This window comes from Streptomyces sp. NPDC056486, assembly GCF_042795295.1.
GTDB lineage: Bacteria > Actinomycetota > Actinomycetes > Streptomycetales > Streptomycetaceae > Streptomyces.
This window is the reverse complement of the sequence record NZ_JBHTSF010000032.1, coordinates 57,757-75,983: the sequence shown is the minus strand read 5'-3', so window position 1 is coordinate 75,983 and position 18,227 is coordinate 57,757. Positions and strand designations below refer to the sequence as shown.

11 protein-coding genes are annotated in these 18,227 nt (G+C 69.0%); 3 read left to right on the top strand and 8 right to left on the bottom strand.

Annotation, left to right across the window (positions count from 1 at the left end; genetic code table 11):
• Positions 1–55 precede the first annotated feature (55 nt).
• Positions 56–2,953, bottom strand: a complete 2,898-nt coding sequence (locus tag ACFQ7F_RS15825) for a vitamin B12-dependent ribonucleotide reductase (protein ID WP_383270718.1) — start codon at positions 2,951–2,953, stop codon at positions 56–58.
• 135 nt (positions 2,954–3,088) lie between these two features.
• Complete coding sequence (nrdR, locus tag ACFQ7F_RS15820; RefSeq protein WP_383270717.1) at positions 3,089–3,643, bottom strand: transcriptional regulator NrdR; 555 nt, start codon at positions 3,641–3,643, stop codon at positions 3,089–3,091.
• A gap of 495 nt (positions 3,644–4,138) precedes the next feature.
• Here nrdR and lexA point away from each other — a divergent pair, with 495 nt between their 5' ends.
• The gene (gene lexA / locus ACFQ7F_RS15815; protein ID WP_383270716.1) at positions 4,139–4,921 is read left to right on the top strand and encodes a transcriptional repressor LexA; all 783 of its coding nucleotides are present in this window, start codon (positions 4,139–4,141) and stop codon (positions 4,919–4,921) included.
• Positions 4,922–5,041: 120 nt separating this feature from the next.
• Here the strand turns inward: lexA and ACFQ7F_RS15810 are convergent, their stop codons facing one another.
• From ACFQ7F_RS15810 to ACFQ7F_RS15790, 5 genes are all read right to left on the bottom strand, one after another.
• Positions 5,042–7,072, bottom strand: coding sequence for an ATP-dependent DNA helicase (locus tag ACFQ7F_RS15810; protein ID WP_383270714.1), 2,031 nt, complete (start codon positions 7,070–7,072; stop codon positions 5,042–5,044).
• 40 nt (positions 7,073–7,112) lie between these two features.
• Positions 7,113–9,065 (bottom strand): IucA/IucC family protein, encoded by a 1,953-nt coding sequence (locus ACFQ7F_RS15805; RefSeq protein WP_383270712.1) that lies wholly within the window; start codon positions 9,063–9,065, stop codon positions 7,113–7,115.
• Positions 9,066–9,123: 58 nt separating this feature from the next.
• A complete protein-coding gene (locus tag ACFQ7F_RS15800) occupies positions 9,124–9,861 on the bottom strand; it encodes a GNAT family N-acetyltransferase (protein WP_383270710.1) in 738 nt (245 codons plus the stop codon).
• Between the two features lie 47 nt (positions 9,862–9,908).
• Positions 9,909–11,924, bottom strand: coding sequence for an IucA/IucC family protein (locus tag ACFQ7F_RS15795; protein WP_383270708.1), 2,016 nt, complete (start codon positions 11,922–11,924; stop codon positions 9,909–9,911).
• 98 nt (positions 11,925–12,022) lie between these two features.
• Positions 12,023–13,486: a diaminobutyrate--2-oxoglutarate transaminase family protein gene (locus ACFQ7F_RS15790; RefSeq protein WP_383270706.1), complete on the bottom strand. Its 1,464-nt coding sequence runs from the start codon at positions 13,484–13,486 to the stop codon at positions 12,023–12,025.
• Positions 13,487–13,814: 328 nt separating this feature from the next.
• On the opposite strand from ACFQ7F_RS15790, the gene ACFQ7F_RS15785 reads away from it, so the two are divergent.
• Entirely contained in the window at positions 13,815–15,050 is a 1,236-nt protein-coding gene (locus ACFQ7F_RS15785; protein ID WP_383270704.1) for a trypsin-like serine peptidase, read from the top strand.
• A gap of 196 nt (positions 15,051–15,246) precedes the next feature.
• On the top strand, positions 15,247–16,467 hold the full coding sequence (locus ACFQ7F_RS15780) for a trypsin-like serine peptidase (protein WP_383270702.1): 1,221 nt from the start codon (positions 15,247–15,249) through the stop codon (positions 16,465–16,467).
• A 121-nt stretch (positions 16,468–16,588) separates the two neighbouring features.
• Here the strand turns inward: ACFQ7F_RS15780 and hflX are convergent, their stop codons facing one another.
• Entirely contained in the window at positions 16,589–18,088 is a 1,500-nt protein-coding gene (gene hflX, locus ACFQ7F_RS15775; RefSeq protein ID WP_383270700.1) for a GTPase HflX, read from the bottom strand.
• Positions 18,089–18,227: the final 139 nt, after the last annotated feature.

Below are 18,227 nucleotides of genomic sequence, written 5' to 3'. Positions count from 1 at the left end.
TTGGCGTTCAGGCTTCACTCCGGGCTATCGCCCGGAGCTCCCGGCAAGTGCGGGATCAGCTGCAACCGCTGGTCGAGCCGCAGCCCTCGCAGATGTAGCAGGAGCCGGCACGCTGCATCTTCGTCCCGCAGGAGAAGCACAGCGGCGCGTCGGCCTGGATGCCCAGCTGCATCTCGACGAGCTCGGCGCTGGTGTGCGCCTGCTGCGGAGCGGGCTTCTCGGCCTTCGGCACGGCGACCGGCTTCGGGACCTCGACCGGCTGCGGGGCGGTCTGGGCCAGGCCCAGACCCTCGGCGTCCGCGTCGGAGCCGTCCAGGGACGGCTCGTACGAACCGGTGTCCAGGTGGCGCTGACGCTCCTCGGCCGAGTGGATGCCGAGCGCGGAACGGGTCTCGAAGGGCAGGAAGTCCAGCGCCAGGCGGCGGAAGATGTAGTCGACGATCGACTGCGCCATCCGCACGTCCGGGTCGTCCGTCATGCCGGCCGGCTCGAAGCGCATGTTCGTGAACTTCGAGACGTACGTCTCCAGCGGAACGCCGTACTGCAGGCCCACGGAGACGGCGATCGAGAAGGCGTCCATCATGCCCGCGAGGGTCGAACCCTGCTTGGACATCTTCAGGAAGACCTCGCCGAGACCGTCGTCCGGGTAGGAGTTGGCGGTCATGTAGCCCTCGGCGCCACCCACGGTGAAGGAGGTGGTGATCCCCGGGCGGCCCTTGGGGAGGCGCTTGCGGACGGGGCGGTACTCGACCACCTTCTCGACCGCGGTGCGGATCGTGTCCTCGGCCTTCTCGGTGACCGCGACCTTCTCCTGCTCCTTCTTCTTGGCGGAGAGGGGCTGGCCGACCTTGCAGTTGTCGCGGTAGACGGCGAGCGCCTTGACGCCCATCTTCCAGGCCTCGTAGTAGACCTCTTCGACGTCCTCGACGGAGGCGGTCTCCGGGAGGTTGACCGTCTTGGAGAGCGCGCCGGAGATCCACGGCTGGATGGCCGCCATCATCCGGACGTGACCCATCGCGGAGATGGAGCGCTCGCCCATCGCACAGTCGAAGATCTCGTAGTGCTCGGTCTTCAGGCTCGGGGCGTCGGTCACATTGCCGTTCTCGGCGATGTGGGCGACGATCGCCTCGATCTGCTCCTCCTGGTAGCCCAGGCGACGCAGCGCCTGCGGCACGGTGCCGTTGACGATCTGCATCGAGCCGCCGCCGACGAGCTTCTTGAACTTGACCAGAGCGAGGTCCGGCTCCAGGCCGGTGGTGTCGCAGGACATCGCGAGACCGATGGTGCCGGTCGGGGCGATGACCGATGCCTGGGAGTTACGGAAACCGTTCTTCTCACCGAGACGGAGCACGTCCTGCCAGGACTCCGTGGCGGCGGCCCAGACCGGCGTGTCCAGGTCGTCGACGCGGATCGCCGTGGCGTTGGCGTCGGAGTGCTGCTTCATGACGCGCTTGTGCGGCGTGGCGTTCTTGGCGTAGCCGTCGTACGGGCCGACGACCGCGGCGAGCTCGGCGGAACGCTTGTACGAGGTACCGGTCATCAGCGAGGTGATGGCACCGGCAAGCGCGCGGCCGCCGTCGGAGTCGTAGGCGTGGCCGGTCGCCATGAGCAGGGCGCCGAGGTTGGCGTAACCGATGCCGAGCTGACGGAAGGCGCGGGTGTTCTCGCCGATCTTCTGCGTCGGGAAGTCAGCGAAGCAGATGGAGATGTCCATCGCGGTGATGACGAGCTCGACGACCTTGGCGAAGCGCTCGGACTCGAAGGACTGGTTGCCCAGACCGTCGTCCTTCAGGAACTTCATCAGGTTCAGCGAGGCGAGGTTGCAGGACGTGTTGTCCAGGTGCATGTACTCGCTGCACGGGTTCGAGCCGTTGATCCGGCCGGACTCCGGGCAGGTGTGCCAGGCGTTGATGGTGTCGTCGTACTGGATGCCGGGGTCGGCGCAGGCCCAGGCGGCCTCGGCCATCTTGCGGAAGAGCGACTTGGCGTCGACCTCCTCGATGACGTCGCCCGTCATGCGGGACGTCAGACCGAACTTGCCGCCCTCCTCGACCGCCTTCATGAACGTGTCGTTCACGCGGACCGAGTTGTTGGCGTTCTGGTACTGGACGGACGTGATGTCGTCGCCGCCCAGGTCCATGTCGAAGCCCGCGTCACGCAGGGCGCGGATCTTCTCCTCTTCCTTCACCTTGGTCTCGATGAAGCCCTCGATGTCGGGGTGGTCGACGTCGAGGATGACCATCTTGGCCGCGCGGCGCGTGGCGCCACCCGACTTGATCGTCCCTGCGGACGCGTCAGCACCGCGCATGAAAGAGACCGGTCCCGAGGCGTTGCCGCCGGAGGACAGAAGTTCCTTGGAGGAGCGGATACGGGAGAGGTTCAGGCCGGCGCCGGAGCCGCCCTTGAAGATCATCCCCTCTTCCTTGTACCAGTCCAGGATCGAGTCCATGGAGTCGTCCACGGCCAGGATGAAGCAGGCGGAGACCTGCTGCGGCTGGGGCGTGCCGACGTTGAACCAGACCGGCGAGTTGAAGCTGAAGATCTGGTGCAGGAGGGCGTACGCCAGCTCGTGCTCGAAGATCTCGGCGTCGGCGGGCGACGCGAAGTAGTTGTAGTCCTCGCCGGCCTTCCGGTACGTCTTCACGATGCGGTCGATCAGCTGCTTGAGGCCGGTCTCGCGCTGCGGGGTGCCAACGGCCCCGCGGAAGTACTTACTGGTGACGATGTTGACCGCGTTCACCGACCAGAAGTCGGGGAACTCGACGCCACGCTGCTCGAAGTTGATCGAGCCGTCGCGCCAATTGGTCATGACGACGTCTCGGCGCTCCCAGACCACCTCGTCGTACGGATGCACGCCGGGCGTCGTATGGATGCGCTCGATACGCAGACCCTTGCTGGCCTTGGATCCCTTGGCGCGGGAACCTCGTGCCGGGCCGCTCGTCGTCTCGGTCATGCCGCCTCCCTGTATCAGGCTAAAACGCCCTGAAGTGCCACGATGTTCCCGTGACACGGTGTTGTCCGGTGCCGCGAGAGCCCGCGAAGGCGCCCGCAACAGGTCTGTGTGTGCCGCCGTCGGCCGTTCAGCCGGTCAGTCGGCGGCAGTGGCGGGCACCGGGACTTCGACAGTCCCTCCGGGCCCGCAGTTTTTCGCGCCGCGCTCGCCGTCGGCGCCGGGCGGCTCGTCATCGAGCCGCTTTTCCCGCTGGTCCCGCAGCTCCCCGACGGCAGCCTCGAAGTCATCAAGGGAGTCGAACGCCCGATACACGGACGCGAAGCGCAGGTAGGCCACGAGGTCCAGCTCCTGCAGCGGACCGAGTATGGCCAGACCCACGTCGTGCGTGGTCAGTTCGGCGCTTCCGGTGGCCCGCACCGCTTCTTCGACCCGCTGCCCGAGCAGAGCGAGGGCATCCTCGGTCACCGGCCGCCCCTGGCACGCCTTCCGTACGCCGTTGATCACCTTCGTACGGCTGAAAGGCTCGGTCACGCCGCTGCGCTTGACCACCATCAGCGAGCAGGTCTCCACGGTCGTGAAACGACGGGAGCAGTCGGGGCACTGACGGCGCCTGCGGATCGATGTGCCGTCATCGGTGGTGCGACTGTCGACCACACGACTGTCGGGGTGCCTGCAGAAGGGGCAGTGCATGGAACTCCCAACCCTCCTTCATGACACGACTCGTAGGCCTCACCAGGCCCGTGAGGCCCTCGAAGCAGCCCCAAGCATAGGCGATGCCCGCGGCCTGAAAAGACCGGGGACCACAACTTCTGGGCCGTGGCTGCAATCCAACCACTAGATCTGGGGTTTGGCCGCACATTCGACCCCATCGCGTGTCGCGCGCCCGCGGCCCGCCGTGAAGGTTACGAGGCCGCCCCGCGCGACGCACAGGAAGGGGGCGGTGCCGGTCCGGCCGAGCCGCGAGTGGCAGTATGGGAGCCCCACTGAGGGGGTCGCGATCCCGGCGGTGAAGCGTACCGTAATCAACCGAAATGCCATTCGGCTCGAACGTTAGCCATACACCCAGACGCATGATCGCAGTAGGCATTCTGCGATTTTTCACTCGAACGTGTGTTTGGCGCAACCTTTCGAAAGCAACTACCGTTGGCTAACTAGGGAGAACATTCTCGAGAGGGGCCGACCGACGTGACCACCACCGCAGACAGCGCCACCATCACTGCCCAGGACCGCCAGAGCCGACTCGAGCCGGTGCATGCCATGAATGACGCAGACACGAACCAGGAGGGCCCCAAGCCCACCCGCTCCCTACCGGGCCGACCTCCTGGAATCCGCGCCGACAGCTCGGGGCTCACCGACCGGCAGCGCCGCGTCATCGAGGTCATCAGGGACTCGGTGCAGCGGCGGGGCTACCCGCCGTCGATGCGGGAGATCGGGCAGGCGGTAGGCCTCTCCAGCACCTCATCGGTCGCCCATCAGCTGATGGCCCTGGAGCGCAAGGGCTTCCTTCGCCGCGACCCGCACCGCCCGCGTGCGTACGAGGTGCGTGGCTCGGACCAGCCGAGCAGCCAGCCCACGGACACGGCAGGCAAGCCCGCCGCTTCGTACGTCCCGCTGGTCGGCCGCATCGCCGCCGGTGGTCCGATCCTCGCCGAGGAGTCGGTGGAGGACGTCTTCCCCCTCCCCCGGCAGCTCGTCGGTGACGGTGAGCTGTTCGTCCTCAAGGTCGTCGGCGACTCGATGATCGAGGCCGCCATCTGCGACGGGGACTGGGTGACGGTCCGCCGCCAGCCGGTCGCCGAGAACGGCGACATCGTCGCTGCCATGCTCGACGGCGAGGCGACGGTCAAGCGGTTCAAGCGCGAGGACGGACACGTGTGGCTGCTGCCTCACAACTCCGCGTATCAGCCCATCCCCGGTGACGAGGCGACGATCCTCGGCAAGGTGGTGGCGGTGCTGCGGCGGGTGTGAGCCTCCGCCCCTGACCGGGTCCCGGAACCAACTGCGCCGGTTCCGGGGCCCTGCTGCGTCCGGGGACCTACGTACATGCACCGGGAGCCGTACTTACGTGCACCGGGAGCCGTACGCGAGCTACTCCTCGTCGGCCTTGTCTTCCTCACCGGCCTTGTCCTCGTCGGCGTCCTTGATCGTGACCGTCGCCTTGGCCGCCGCGTCGATCGCGGCCAGGGAACGGCGCGCCTGATTACGGTCCGTCGTGAACCAGAAGTCGGGCAGCGAGGCCCTCAGATAGCTGCCGTAGCGCGCGGTGGCGAGCCGGGGGTCCAGGACGGCGACCACTCCGCGGTCCGCCGATGCCCGCACGAGGCGGCCCGCGCCCTGCGCCATCAAGAGCGCCGCGTGCGTCGCGGCGACGGCCATGAAGCCATTGCCGCCGTTGTCGTCCACCGCCTTCTGGCGCGCGCTCATCAGCGGGTCGTCGGGACGCGGGAAGGGGATCTTGTCCATGACCACCAACTGGCAGCTGGCGCCCGGCACGTCGACGCCCTGCCACAACGAAAGCGTCCCGAACAGGCAGGTCTGCGAGTCCGCCGCGAAGTTCTTGATCAGCTCGCCAAGCGTCTCCTCGCCCTGCAGCAGGATGGGCATGTCGAGCCGGCCGCGGAGCTCCTCGGCGGCGTTCTGAGCGGCGCGCATGGACGAGAAGAGACCGAGCGTGCGGCCACCCGCCGCCTCGATCAGTTCGGCCAGCTCGTCGATCATGTCGCTGCGCGTGCCCTCGCGGCCGGGCCGGGCCAGGTGCTGGGCGACGTACAGAATGCCCTGCTTGCGGTAGTCGAAGGGCGAGCCGACGTCGAGGCCCTTCCAGGCCGGGGCATCCTCGGAGGCGGTGCCCTCGGGGGCGAGCCCCACAGAAGCTCCCACTCCGTTGAAGTCGCCGCCGAGCTTGAGGGTGGCGGACGTGAGGACCACGGAGCGGTCGCTGAAGAGCTTCTCGCGGAGCAGGCCCGACACGGACATGGGCGCCACCCGCAGCGAGGCTCCGAAGCGGTCGTGACGCTCATACCAGACGACGTCCCACTCGGAGCCGTTCGCGATGCGCTCCGCCACGTCGTGGATCGATTCGACGGAGGCGAGTGCCTGCTTGCGTACGGAGTCCTCGTCCTGGACCGACTTGTCGCGGGTGGAGCCGAGCGCCGAGATGACCGTGCGGGCGGCGTCGCGCAAGGCCATCAACGCGTACCCGAGATCCTCCGGAACCTCCTCGATACGGCCGGGGAGGGCCAGCTCCATCACCCGCTCGAAGCCTTCGGATGCGGTCTGGAGCTGATCGGCCGCCTTCTCGTTGACCAGCTTGGCGGCTCGGCGCACAGCGCGGTTGACCTGGCCCGGAGTGAGCTCACCGGTGGCGACGCCGGTGACGCGGGAAACCAGCTCATGGGCCTCGTCCACGATCAGCACTTCGTGCTGAGGAAGGACGGGAGCGCCCTCGATGGCATCGATCGCAAGGAGCGCGTGATTGGTGACCACCACTTCGGCAAGCTTGGCCCGCTCACGCGCCGCCTCGGCGAAGCAGTCCGCCCCATACGCACACTTCGACGCTCCCAGGCACTCCCTGGAGGAGACGGACACCTGGGACCAGGCGCGGTCGGACACTCCAGGAGTGAGGTCGTCCCGGTCACCGGTCTCGGTCTCGTCCGCCCAGTCGCGCATCCGCAGCAGGTCCTGGCCGAGCTTGCTGGTGGGGGCGGCGGCCTCGAACTGGTCGAAGAGCCCCGGGCCCTCCTCCTCTTCCTGCGGCACTCCTTCGTGGAGGCGATGCAGGCACAAGTAGTTCGAGCGGCCCTTGAGCATGGCGAACTGGGGCCGGCGGCGCAGCAGGGGATGCAGGGCATCCACCGTCCGCGGCAGGTCACGCTCCACGAGCTGGCGCTGCAGTGCCAGCGTGGCTGTCGCGACCACCACACGCTCGCCGTGCGCGAGGGCGGGCACCAGATATCCGAGGGACTTGCCCGTGCCGGTACCGGCCTGGATCAGCAGGTGGGAACCGTCGTCGATCGCCTCGGCGACGGTCTCGGCCATCGTCACCTGGCCAGGGCGCTCTGTGCCGCCGACGGCAGTGACGGCGGCATGCAGGAGCTCGGGAAGGGAGGGCTTTGTCATAGCGCGACCAGCCTACGGGTCTCCACTGACAATCCTCCGGTCAAGGCTGATGAAGAGGGTTCGGCACGCTCCCGTGCACGGCGGCGTGCGGGCGCTCGGGGCGGTCCCGGTACCCGTCGAGGTGGAGCCGGTTGCGATTGAGGCACAGCCGCTCGATGCGGGGGGTGAGCAGGTCGAACATCGCGTATCGCTCCTTGAGCTGCGGGGCGCGCGCCTGATGGCGGAGGATCTCGGCACGGACGAGGGACCAGAAGGCGGTCTCCGAAATGCCCAACTGCTCGTGGCACAGCGGGGCGAGATAGCGGAAGACACCTACGAAAAGCCCTGAGTGGATGAACTGCGTGAGGAAATCGGGGCGTTCGGTCAGCAGTACGTCCCTGACGCCGTCCGGCATCGTCGCGTGCTCCGGAAGGGCCGCTGCGCTGACGTTGACGTCGTCCACGAAGTCCTTCACCGCGAGCCGGACGGGTACGTCCTTGTCGTCGAAGACGACGATGGCGTTCTCCCCGTGCGGGGAGAACACAGTGCCGTACCGGTACAGGAACTGCAGGAGCGGCGGGAGCAGGGCGGCGAAGAAACGTCGCAGCCACACCTCGGGGGCAAGACGAGAGCGCTCGACCAGCTCGGCAACGAAAGCCTTGCCGTGCGGGTCGGTGTGCAACAAGGAGGCAAGCGTGCGGGCGCGCTCGTCGGGGGCGAGATACCGGGTGATCGGTTCGCGCCAGATCGCACCGAGCAGTTCCTTGTACTGGTAGGAGACCTCGGGCAAGCCTTCGTACAGCGGGTGCTCGACGGTCACCGATGCGACCTCGCCGAGCAGGATCATCCGGCATTCGTCACGCAAGAAGGGGTCCGCGTCGCGCAGCGCGTGCATCCAGGCGGTGACGGCGGGGGCGGCCAGGGTGCGCTCGGTCGGGAGTCCGCGCCACACCAGGGTGTTGAGGATCGACAGGGGCAGCTTGACGGTGTGCCGGTCGGGACGGGACAGGTTCAGGAACGTACGAATGGACTGCTGGGGCAGCCGCAGATCGCCGTCGGTGGTGAGGGGGACGATCGTTCCCGCGGCGACGGAGGGGGCGAAGAGGGGCAGGACGATGTCGTCCCACTGCCACGGATGCACCGGCAAGTAGAGATAGTCATGCGGATCGAGACCGCGTGCCCTGAGTATGCCCGCGAAGGATTCCCTTGTGGCGGCGGTGAGTTCACGTGTGTAGAGCTTCTCCGCTGTGTCCAGGCCGGTGACGCCCCGGTAGGCGGCGAGGTCGGTGTGGACCGCGATCCAGGGAAGCCGCGCGGTGAGGCGGGCCTCGGGGGCCCAGCGAGCGGTGTCGCTCGCGGAGAAACCGATGCGGCCCTTGTTGAGGACGAGCCAGGGGTGGCCGGTCTGATGCCCTTCGAGTTCCGCGTAGTCGAGGTCGGCGAGCTGCGCCGCGGTGAGGGCGGTCCGGTCGAGCCGGGCGTCGGCGGAGAGTGTGACGGTCAGCTCGCGGATGAGGTGGCCGAGCGTGGCGCCGTCGATTCCCAGGGTGCGGCGGGCCCGGGTGAGGAAACGGAGGGGGTCGCTGAAGGGGAGCGGCGGTCCATCGCCCTCGGCCAGGGCCAGACTGTCCGGGTCGACGCGCCAACTGCCGTACGAGCCTCGGTGTGCGCGGAAATGGAGACGGGGCGCCGCCGTCGGGCGCCGGGGCTTGTGTCCGGGATTCCCGCCCTGCCCGTGGTCTCTGTGATCTCCGTGACCCCTCTGGTCTCCGTGGTCCCTCTGGTCTCCGTGATCTCCGCGGTCCCCGTCGTCGTCATCGAGACGGAGGCTGTAGCCGTCCGCCTCTCCCGGTCCGGCGGGAGTGGGCTCGATGATCTCCTCGTAGGCGAACTCACCGACCATTTTGGCGAGGAGGCGGCGCCCGGCCCTCGCCCACCTGTCCGGGGTCAGCTCGGGCGGGTCGTAGAGAACGGACGGTTCTCGGGACGTCGGGGGGACGGACGGATTCGGCACGGGGACTCCTCAGGGAGGGAACCGGATCAGGTCGAGCGGTGTACTGAGAGTGAGCAGGTCAGAGCAGTGCGCGCAGGGCCCGGTCGCGGACCATGAGTGCCGCGCGCTTGTCGGGGAGATCCACCTCGGCGGCGAAGCGGAAGCCGGCGCTCAGGAACGCGGAGACCGATGGGGTGTTGCGGAGGTCGGGTTCTGCGATGACGCGTGCGCATGCGGCTCGATGGTCGAGCACCAGGTCGGCGACAGCTCTCAGCAAGGAGGTGCCGAGCCCTCGGCCACGGTCGGCGACACCGCCGATGAGGAGGTGGAGGCCGGTGTCGTGCGGGCGGGCCGGATAGTGGCGGGCCAAGGCGTCGAGGTCCGCGCGGTAGACCTCCCAGTAACTCATCGGTGTGCCGTCCAGGACACCGAGACAGGGGACGCTGCGTCCGTCACCGTCGATCTGGTCCCGCAGATGCGCCTCCGTGACGGCAGCGGGTCCTGCCAGCTCCCAGAACGCCGCCACGGCGGGGTCGTTCATCCACCGGCTGATGAGGGGGAGATCGCGTTCGATACGTACGGAGACGAGTTGGAAGACACCAGCAGAGGTGGTTGCGGGGCCCCAGTCGGAGACGTTGTCCAGCAGATCGTCGGTTGACTCACCCGCGTCACTCGCGCCGAACAGGGCGATGAGTTCCTCCGGGAGGCGCAGGTCCAGGGTGTCCTGGACGTCTGCCCTGTCGGCGGTGGAGGACTCGGCAGCGGACTCGGGGGCGGACTCGGTTCCGGCGTCGGCGCTCGCATCAGGCAGGGGCACGGCGTCGCTCCTCTCAGAAACGGCGGGTCATGTTCCTCAGGAATGCCTCAGGAATGAAGGGGGTTGGCGATGGAGACGTAGACGGACTGGGTGTCGACGGGTCCCTCCAGCTCGTCGAGCCCGCGAAGCCGGGTCAGCAGGTTCGCCTTGCACCGCAGCACGGGTGAGTCGAGAAGCAGGGAGGGCAGTGGCGTACGCAGGGAAGCAGGACCGGAGGCGACATCGCCGAGAAAGCGGCGGAACGCCGCGAGCAACAGCCGCTCGTCGGCCAGGCGTTCGGCGCCGAGGGCTCCGATGAGGCCGAGGACGTTGTTGATGCCGAGGTAGTAGGCGAAGCGCTCGTTGGCCACCTCGTCGGACACGAACGTGTCGCTGTGCTCACCGATGCCGGGGAGCCTTCGTTCGAGTTCGGCGCGCCGGGACTCGCGGTAGTAGTAGCCCTGATTGTCGCGGTACCGGCCGCCCACGGGCCAGCCGTCGGAGTCGAGCAGCAGGAGCGTGTTCTGCTGGTGGGCCTCCAGGGCGACACCTGCCTCACCGTCCAGCCAGAGCACGGGGCGTACGACGCTCTCCAGGTAGCGCAGGAACCACTCAGTGGCGACGGCTCCCCGGGGGCGGCCCGTCCGCCCGGCGAGGCGGGTGACGATCTCGCCGAGCCGGGAGCGCATCGGGGCGCGGTCCTGCCCGGTGGACTGAGGTGACGGTCTGGGCGAGACGAGTCCCGCGATGCAGGTGACGTCGTCGCCGGGGCCGAAGGGGTTGTGCCGGATCATGACGTCGAGTCCGGCGACGGGTTCGCCGTCGGGCCCGTTCACGGCGAGCCAGGCCGGGTCGCGGATCACGTCGAAGCCCGGGTGGGCCGCCTGCCACTGCTCGGCGAGGCCGCTGCGAAGGAGCCGGTGGACCTCGACGCCTCGGTGGAGTTCCTTGCGGAGATTCTCACGACGGGAGTTGGTGATGCGCAGGCCCAGCGAGAGCTTCAGCATGGCTGCGGCGCCCGAGCGGTAGAGGGTGCGCACGGAGGAGGTCGGGCACCATGGTGCGCCGTGGGGGCCGAGGTCCTTCAGGAGTCCGGCTTCCAGGAGGGCGGCAGCCGCGGGGCGGTGCCTGAGCTCACGGATCTGCCACGGGTGCAGGGGCAGAGCGGCGCGGCCTTCCGGCAGCGGCAGGTCCGGGCCTGCGAGGCGGGCGCTGAGCTGTTCGGCCGGGAGGGTGCGGCCACGCTCGGTCCAGGCCGAGTCCGCAGCGAGCACGGAGGGTGCGACGGCGAGCCAGTGCAGCGCGAAGGCGCCGCGCAACTCCGGTGAGTAGAGACGGGATTCGGTGTCGGAGAGTCCCTCGCGGCTCTTCGGGGTGGGGTGCAGGGGGTGGCCCAGGAGCAAGGACTGTTCGGCGGCGAGGAAGAGGTCGGGCTCGTCGCCGGAGTTGTTCCGGCGGTCGGCGATGAAGGTGGCGGTGCGCCGCACCGAGTCGGCGACGCGGCCGACGAGGTCCCCTGCCTCGACTCGCTCGCCATCGCTGCCGGCGTCGGTGCCGGTGCTGGTTCCAGTGCCGGTTCCGGTTCCGGTTCCGGTGCTGGTACTGGTGCTGGTGCTGGTTCCAGTGGTCGTGCTCGGATCGGCTGCCGCACTCCGCCGGCCCGTCTCGCGGCCCAGAAGGGCGGCGACGGTGACGGCGTCGGCCGGGGGCGCGCTCTGGGGGCCGTCTTCCAGGTACGGGAGGCCGAACCGGTGCCAGCCCGTGGCCGACCAGTAGTACACGGGGACAAGGAGAGCGGTGCCGCTCGCGACGAGCGGGATGCGCAGGACGCCGTGCTCAGGCGCGGGGAAGTTGTTCTCGCGTACCCAGCAGCGCAGGAGATTCTCGATGGCCGCCACCTGTGCGGCGGTGTGCGGATCCGGGTGCTCCAAGAGGTCGGCGGTCGCGCCTCGCAGCTGCTCGGTCCCCCGGCCTCCCTTCTGCCGGGGGACCGTACCGGGCTCCACCACCAGCGAGGATTGCTTGCCGCACGCACCTGGGACGTGGGAGTGGGGTGGGCCGTCGGATGCGGGGGTGGCGTTCAAGAGGGCTTCCTTGCGAAGTCGTTCGGGCTCCGGGGCGACGGGCTGGAGCTCTGCTGATGTCTCTTGGCCGTACGCGGGACGGCCCTGGTCCGGCGTGGCTATCCGTGGTGCGGGCGCGCCGCCGCGGAGATCGCGTCGGCGAGGCGGTCCAGGATCGCGGCCGCTTGCTCGTCCGTAATGGTCAGAGGCGGAAGGAGGCGTACTACGCTGGAGTGCCGTCCGCCCAGCTCGACGATGAGCCCGCGGCGCAGGCATTCCCGTTGCACCGCGGAAGCGAGTTCGGGTGCCGGGGGAAGCGGACGCCGGGAGCGGTCCAGGGCGAGGTGACCGGCGGATCCGGAAGGCTCGGGTCGGTCAGCGACAGCCGGGCCGGGTCGGTCCGCGACAGCCGGGCCGGGTTCGTCCGCAGCCGGGTCCACGAGCTCGACGCCGATCATCAGACCCCTGCCCCGGACATCGCCGATACAGGGATGCTCGGCGGCCAGGGACCGCAGCTGGGTGAGCATGCGGGCGCCCAGGACTCCCGCGCGTTCCGCGAGGCGGTTCTCACGGACGTACGCGAGGGTGGCCGTGCCTGCCGCCATGGCGAGCTGGTTGCCGCGGAAGGTGCCCGCGTGGGCGCCGGGCGGCCAGACGTCGAGGTCGTCGCGGTAGATCACGACGGCCAGGGGCAGGCTGCCGCCGATGGCCTTGGAGAGCACCATCACGTCCGGGACGACGCCGCTGTGCTCGACGGCCCAGAAGGCGCCGGTGCGCCCGACGCCGGTCTGGACCTCGTCCACGATGAGCGGGATCGAGCGAGCGACGGTGATCGCGCGCATCCGGCGCAGCCAGTCGTCGGGGGCGGGGATCACGCCGCCCTCGCCCTGCACCGGTTCGAGGATCATTCCGGCCGGCTGCGGCACGCCCGATTTGGTGTCGTCGAGGAGGCTCTCGGTCCAGCGGGCCGCGAGTTCGGCGCCGTCCGCGCCGCCGATGCCGAACGGGCAGCGGTAGTCCTGCGGGTAGGGCAGACGCGCGACGCGTACATCCGATGCGCCGCCGGATACTTCGAGCGCCCCCGCCGTCATCCCGTGGTAGGCGCCGGTGAAGGCGAGCATGCCGTCGCGCCCGGTGGCCGTACGCACGAGTTTGAGCGCGGCCTCCACGGCGTCCGTACCGGCGGGGCCGCAGAACTGGATCCGTGCGCGGTCCGCGAGTCCGCGGGGCAGCGTGCGGAACAGCTCGGTGGTGAAGGCGTCCTTGACCGGTGTGGCCAGGTCGAGGACGTGCAGCGGTGCCCCCGAGTCGAGGACCTTCCTGATCGCCTCGAGCACGACCGGATGGTTGTGCCCGAGGGCCAGGGTCCCCGCACCCGAGAGACAGTCGAGGTAGCGCTGTCCGTCGGCGCCCTCGATCGTCAGACCGCGCGCCCGTACCGGCACGATCGGCAGGGCGCGCGCGTAGGTGCGCGCCGACGATTCGCGCGCCGACTGACGGCGCAGGATCCCCTCGTGCGCTCCCTCATGTGCGGCGGTCTGCGCCGCGGAAACCGCCGCGGGCGCCGGCTCGGTCACGGCCACGACTGTTGGTCCTCCCGCTGGGAATGGGCGCTTCCCACTCGATCTGGGCTGGTGCGCCGACGAGTTGGCAGGGGAGATGAACACAGGCCGCCACTCCCCCGTACGTACCAACGACGGGGGCTGCGGAGGAACACGGGTAATCAGAAGATCCTTGCCGTGACGGAACCGTTGCCGTTCCGTCGGCTGTCCCCTACGGCACCGGCATAGTGTGGGGTGCCGTTCATCCGCAGCAGGGAGCGCAGCGCCACGTAAGTACGGTGCTCAACGCGCCGTGCGGCACCCGGTGTCCGGCATGCGAACGATCTCGAAGCCCAGGGGGAATCTCTCTATGCGACCCATACGCCCGCTCAAGACCGCTCGTCGTGGGAGGAGCGCGCGCGGCAGAACCTCCCCTGTGGCGGCCGCTGTCGCCATCGGCGCGGCGCTCGTTCTGACCGCGACGGCCTGTGGCCCGAGCGAGGACAACGCGGGCGACGACCCGTCAGCCTCCCAGGCCGCCGACGGCAACAACGACGACGGCAAGGTCAAGATTCCACAGGACATCCAGGACCGGCTCAAGGAGCACGGCATCGACCTGGACAAGTGGAAGGACGGCGCCTGGAAGAACTGGGACAAGGACGACTGGCTCCGCGAGGCCGGCGACTACGTCAACCCGATCATCGAAGGCCTGTGGGACTCGGACCGCATGCGGGACGCGGACAAGAACCCCGACCGCGGTGTCGAGGAGAACGACATCTCCGGGGACCAGGGCGTGACCGACCCGACGCCCGAGCCGGTGGAGGCGGCGGCCCTGAAGACGCCGTACGACGCCAGTGCTCCCGCCTCGGGCAAGCTGTTCTTCGACGGCCCCGAGGGCTCGATGGTCTGCTCGGCCACCGTCGTCGAGGACCCGGCACACCCGGGCAAGTCCAACATGGTGTGGACCGCGGGTCACTGCGTGCACGCCGGCGCCAAGGGCGGCTGGTACCGCAACATCGCCTTCGTCCCCGCGTACAACAACACCGGTAAGTCGGTCGACGAGCTGGAGAACACCCCCAAGGAAGAAGTCGCTCCGCACGGCGTCTGGTGGGGCGACTGGGCCCAGACCTCCGACCAGTGGATCGAGAACGGTGGCCCGACGGGCGGCACGGGTGCGCCGTACGACTTCGCGGTCATCCACGTGACGCCCGAGAAGGGCAGCGAGGGCAAGTCGCTCGAGGAGCAGGTCGGTTCGGCCCTCCCGGTGGACTTCAACGCCCCGGCCGTGCCCCAGATCGCCGACATGACGGCGACCGGCTACCCGGCGGCTCCGCCGTTCGACGGCCAGAAGGCGTTCCAGTGCGCCGACAAGCCGGGCCGGCTCTCGATCAGCAAGCCCGACCCGACGATGTACCGCATCGGCTGCACGATGACCGGCGGTTCGTCCGGCGGCGGCTGGGTCGCCGAGGGCTCGGACGGCGAGCCCGCCCTGGTGTCCAACACCTCCATCGGCCCGGTGACGGCAGGCTGGCTCGCCGGTCCGCGCCTGGGCAAGGAAGCCAAGGGCATCTACGGCGAGGTCAGCAAGAAGTTCGCCGACAAGTAGCCGACCGGTAATCGGTCGCCTGATGTAGAGCGGCGGGGTCGTCGGAAACCTTCACGACCCCGCCTCCGTTCGTCCCCAAACGCACAGGCATAGTGAGGTGTCGCGTCGGCGGGGAGCTCTCGCGGTCTCCTGGCTCGCACATGACACGTACATGGCAATTGCAGCATCACACGTTCAATACGGGGGTTACAGCACCATGCATTCCACTCGTGTGCCCTTGGCGCGCAGTCGCGGGCGGCGCCTCGCACTCGCCGCCACCGGGCTCGCCGCGACTCTGGCGCTCACCGCCACGGCCTGCGGTCCGAGCGACGACAAGGCCAGTGACAAGGCGGACTCCGGCTCCTCCCAAGGCGCGGACGCGGACAAGGGTTCCGACACCGGCTCCGACGCCAAGCTGCCCGCCGACCTCGCCGACAAGCTGAAGAAGCACGGCATCGACCCGGACAAGTGGAAGGACGGGGCCTGGAAGAACTGGGACAAGGACGACTGGCTCCGCGAGTCCAAGGACTTCGTCAACCCGGTCATCGAGGGGCTCTGGAAGCCCGAGCGGATGAAGAAGGCCAAGGACCCGAACAAGACGATCGCCGCGAAGGACGCCCCTTCCGACCAGGGCGCGACCGACCCCGAGCCGTCGCCGGTCCGGGCCAAGCGCGAGAAGACGCCGTACCACGAGAACGCCGCCCCGGTCGGCAAGATCTTCTTCGACTCCCCCGAGGGCTCGATGGTCTGCTCCGGCACGGTCGTGACGGACCCGCGCAACCCCGGCAAGTCCAACCTCGTGTGGACCGCGGGCCACTGCGTGCACGCCGGTTCCGCCGGTGGCTGGTACCGCAACATCACCTTCGTGCCCTCGTACAACGACCTGGGCAAGCCCGAGGCCGAGCTGAGCAACGCCGCCCCGCAGGAAGTCGCCCCCTACGGCCAGTACTGGGCCGACTGGGTCTCGACCTCCGCCGAGTGGATCGACCAGGGCGCCGCTTCGGGCGGTGCCGGTGCGCCGTACGACTACGCCGTGATGCACGTGAAGCCGGAGCAGGGATCCAAGTCCCTCGAGGAGACCGTCGGCAACGCGCTCGACGTCGACTTCACGGCCCCCTCGACGCAGAGCGTGCGCTCGATGGGCGCCTGGGGCTACCCCGCCGCTCCCCCGTACGACGGCCAGATCATGCACAAGTGCATCGACAAGCCGGGCCGTCTCTCGCTGACGTCCGCCCAGCCCACGATGTACCGCATCGGCTGCACCATGACCGGTGGTTCGTCCGGCGGCGGCTGGTTCCGGATGGTGGGCGGCAAGACCCAGCTGGTCTCGAACACCTCGATCGGCCCGGCCGAGAACACCTGGCTCGCCGGACCGCAGCTGGGCAAGGGTGCCGAGCAGGTCTACGACATGATGAGCGAGAAGTACGGCTCCAAGTAGCCGCACACGGCGGGCGACCGCCGCACCTCGTACATGACGCATGACGCATGACGCGACGAAGGCCCGCCCCCTACGAGAGGGGGCGGGCCTTCGCCATGTGCGCTGTTCCGGCTGTGTGAACTCAGCCCGCGACGGGGACGTACGGCGTGAGGTCCGCCGCCAGTTCCTCGTGCACCCGCGCCTTGAGCAGCGTGCCGTCGGCGGTGTGCTCCTCGGAGAGCACCTCGCCCTCGGCGTGCGCCCGCGCGATGAGCTGGCCCTGCGTGTACGGCACGAGGGCCTCGATCTCGATCTCGGGCCGCGGCAGTTCGGCGTCGATCAGCGCGAGCAGCTCTTCGATGCCCGCACCCGTGCGAGCCGACACCGCGATCGCGTGCTTCTCGTTGCGCAGCAGCCGCTGGAGGACCAGCGGATCGGCCGCGTCCGCCTTGTTGACGATCACGATCTCGGGCACATCGGTCGCGCCCACATCACGGATCACCTCGCGCACGGCGGCCAGCTGCTCCTCCGGCACCGGGTGTGAACCGTCCACCACGTGCAGGATCAGGTCGGACTCGCCGACCTCTTCCATCGTGGAGCGGAACGCCTCGACGAGGTGGTGCGGCAGATGCCGTACGAACCCGACGGTGTCGGCCAGGGTGTAGATCCGGCCGCTCGGCGTCTCGGCCCGGCGCACGGTCGGGTCAAGGGTGGCGAACAGGGAGTTCTCCACCAGGACGCCCGCGCCCGTGAGGCGGTTGAGCAGGGAGGACTTGCCCGCGTTCGTGTAACCGGCGATCGCGACCGATGGCACCTTGTTGCGCTTGCGCTCCTGGCGCTTGATCTCGCGGCCCGTCTTCATCTCCGCGATCTCCCGGCGCATCTTCGCCATCTTCTCGCGGATCCGACGACGGTCCGTCTCGATCTTGGTCTCACCGGGACCACGTGTCGCCATGCCGCCGCCACCGCTGGATCCGCCGCCGCCCATCTGACGGGAGAGCGACTGACCCCAACCTCGCAGGCGCGGGAGCATGTACTGCATCTGGGCAAGGGCGACCTGTGCCTTGCCCTCTCGGGACTTGGCGTGCTGGGCGAAGATGTCGAGGATCAGGGCGGTCCTGTCGACCACCTTGACCTTGACGACGTCTTCAAGGTGAATCAGCTGGCCAGGGCTCAGCTCACCGTCACACACGACGGTGTCGGCCCCGGTCTCGAGGACGATGTCACGCAGCTCCAAGGCCTTGCCGGATCCGATGTACGTCGCCGGGTCGGGCTTGTCGCGGCGCTGGATGACGCCGTCGAGCACGAGCGCGCCCGCCGTCTCGGCGAGGGCTGCCAGCTCGGCGACCGAGTTCTCCGCGTCCTGCACTGTGCCCGAGGTCCACACGCCGACGAGCACCACTCGCTCCAGACGGAGCTGTCGGTACTCGACTTCGGTGACGTCCTCGAGCTCGGTGGAGAGGCCGGCGACGCGGCGCAGGGCCGCGCGCTCGGAGCGGTCGAACTGTTCGCCGTCCCGCTCTCCGTCATGTCCGTGGCTCCAGGCGACGTCCTCTTCCATCAGGGCATCGGCCCGAAGACCTTCGGGGTAGTTCTGCGCGAGGCTCTGCGCGTCCTGGGAAGGGGAAGAAGAGGAGGTCATTGGATCCTTACGTCGATGGGACTCGTCATGGTGGTCAACGCTCCGGGCCGCCCCGAGATTCCCCGGGCCGGCCGATACCGGCCCTGAGATGCCCCCGAAGGGTTTTCCCGGACCGGCAGCGGCGCCGACCTGAAGATGG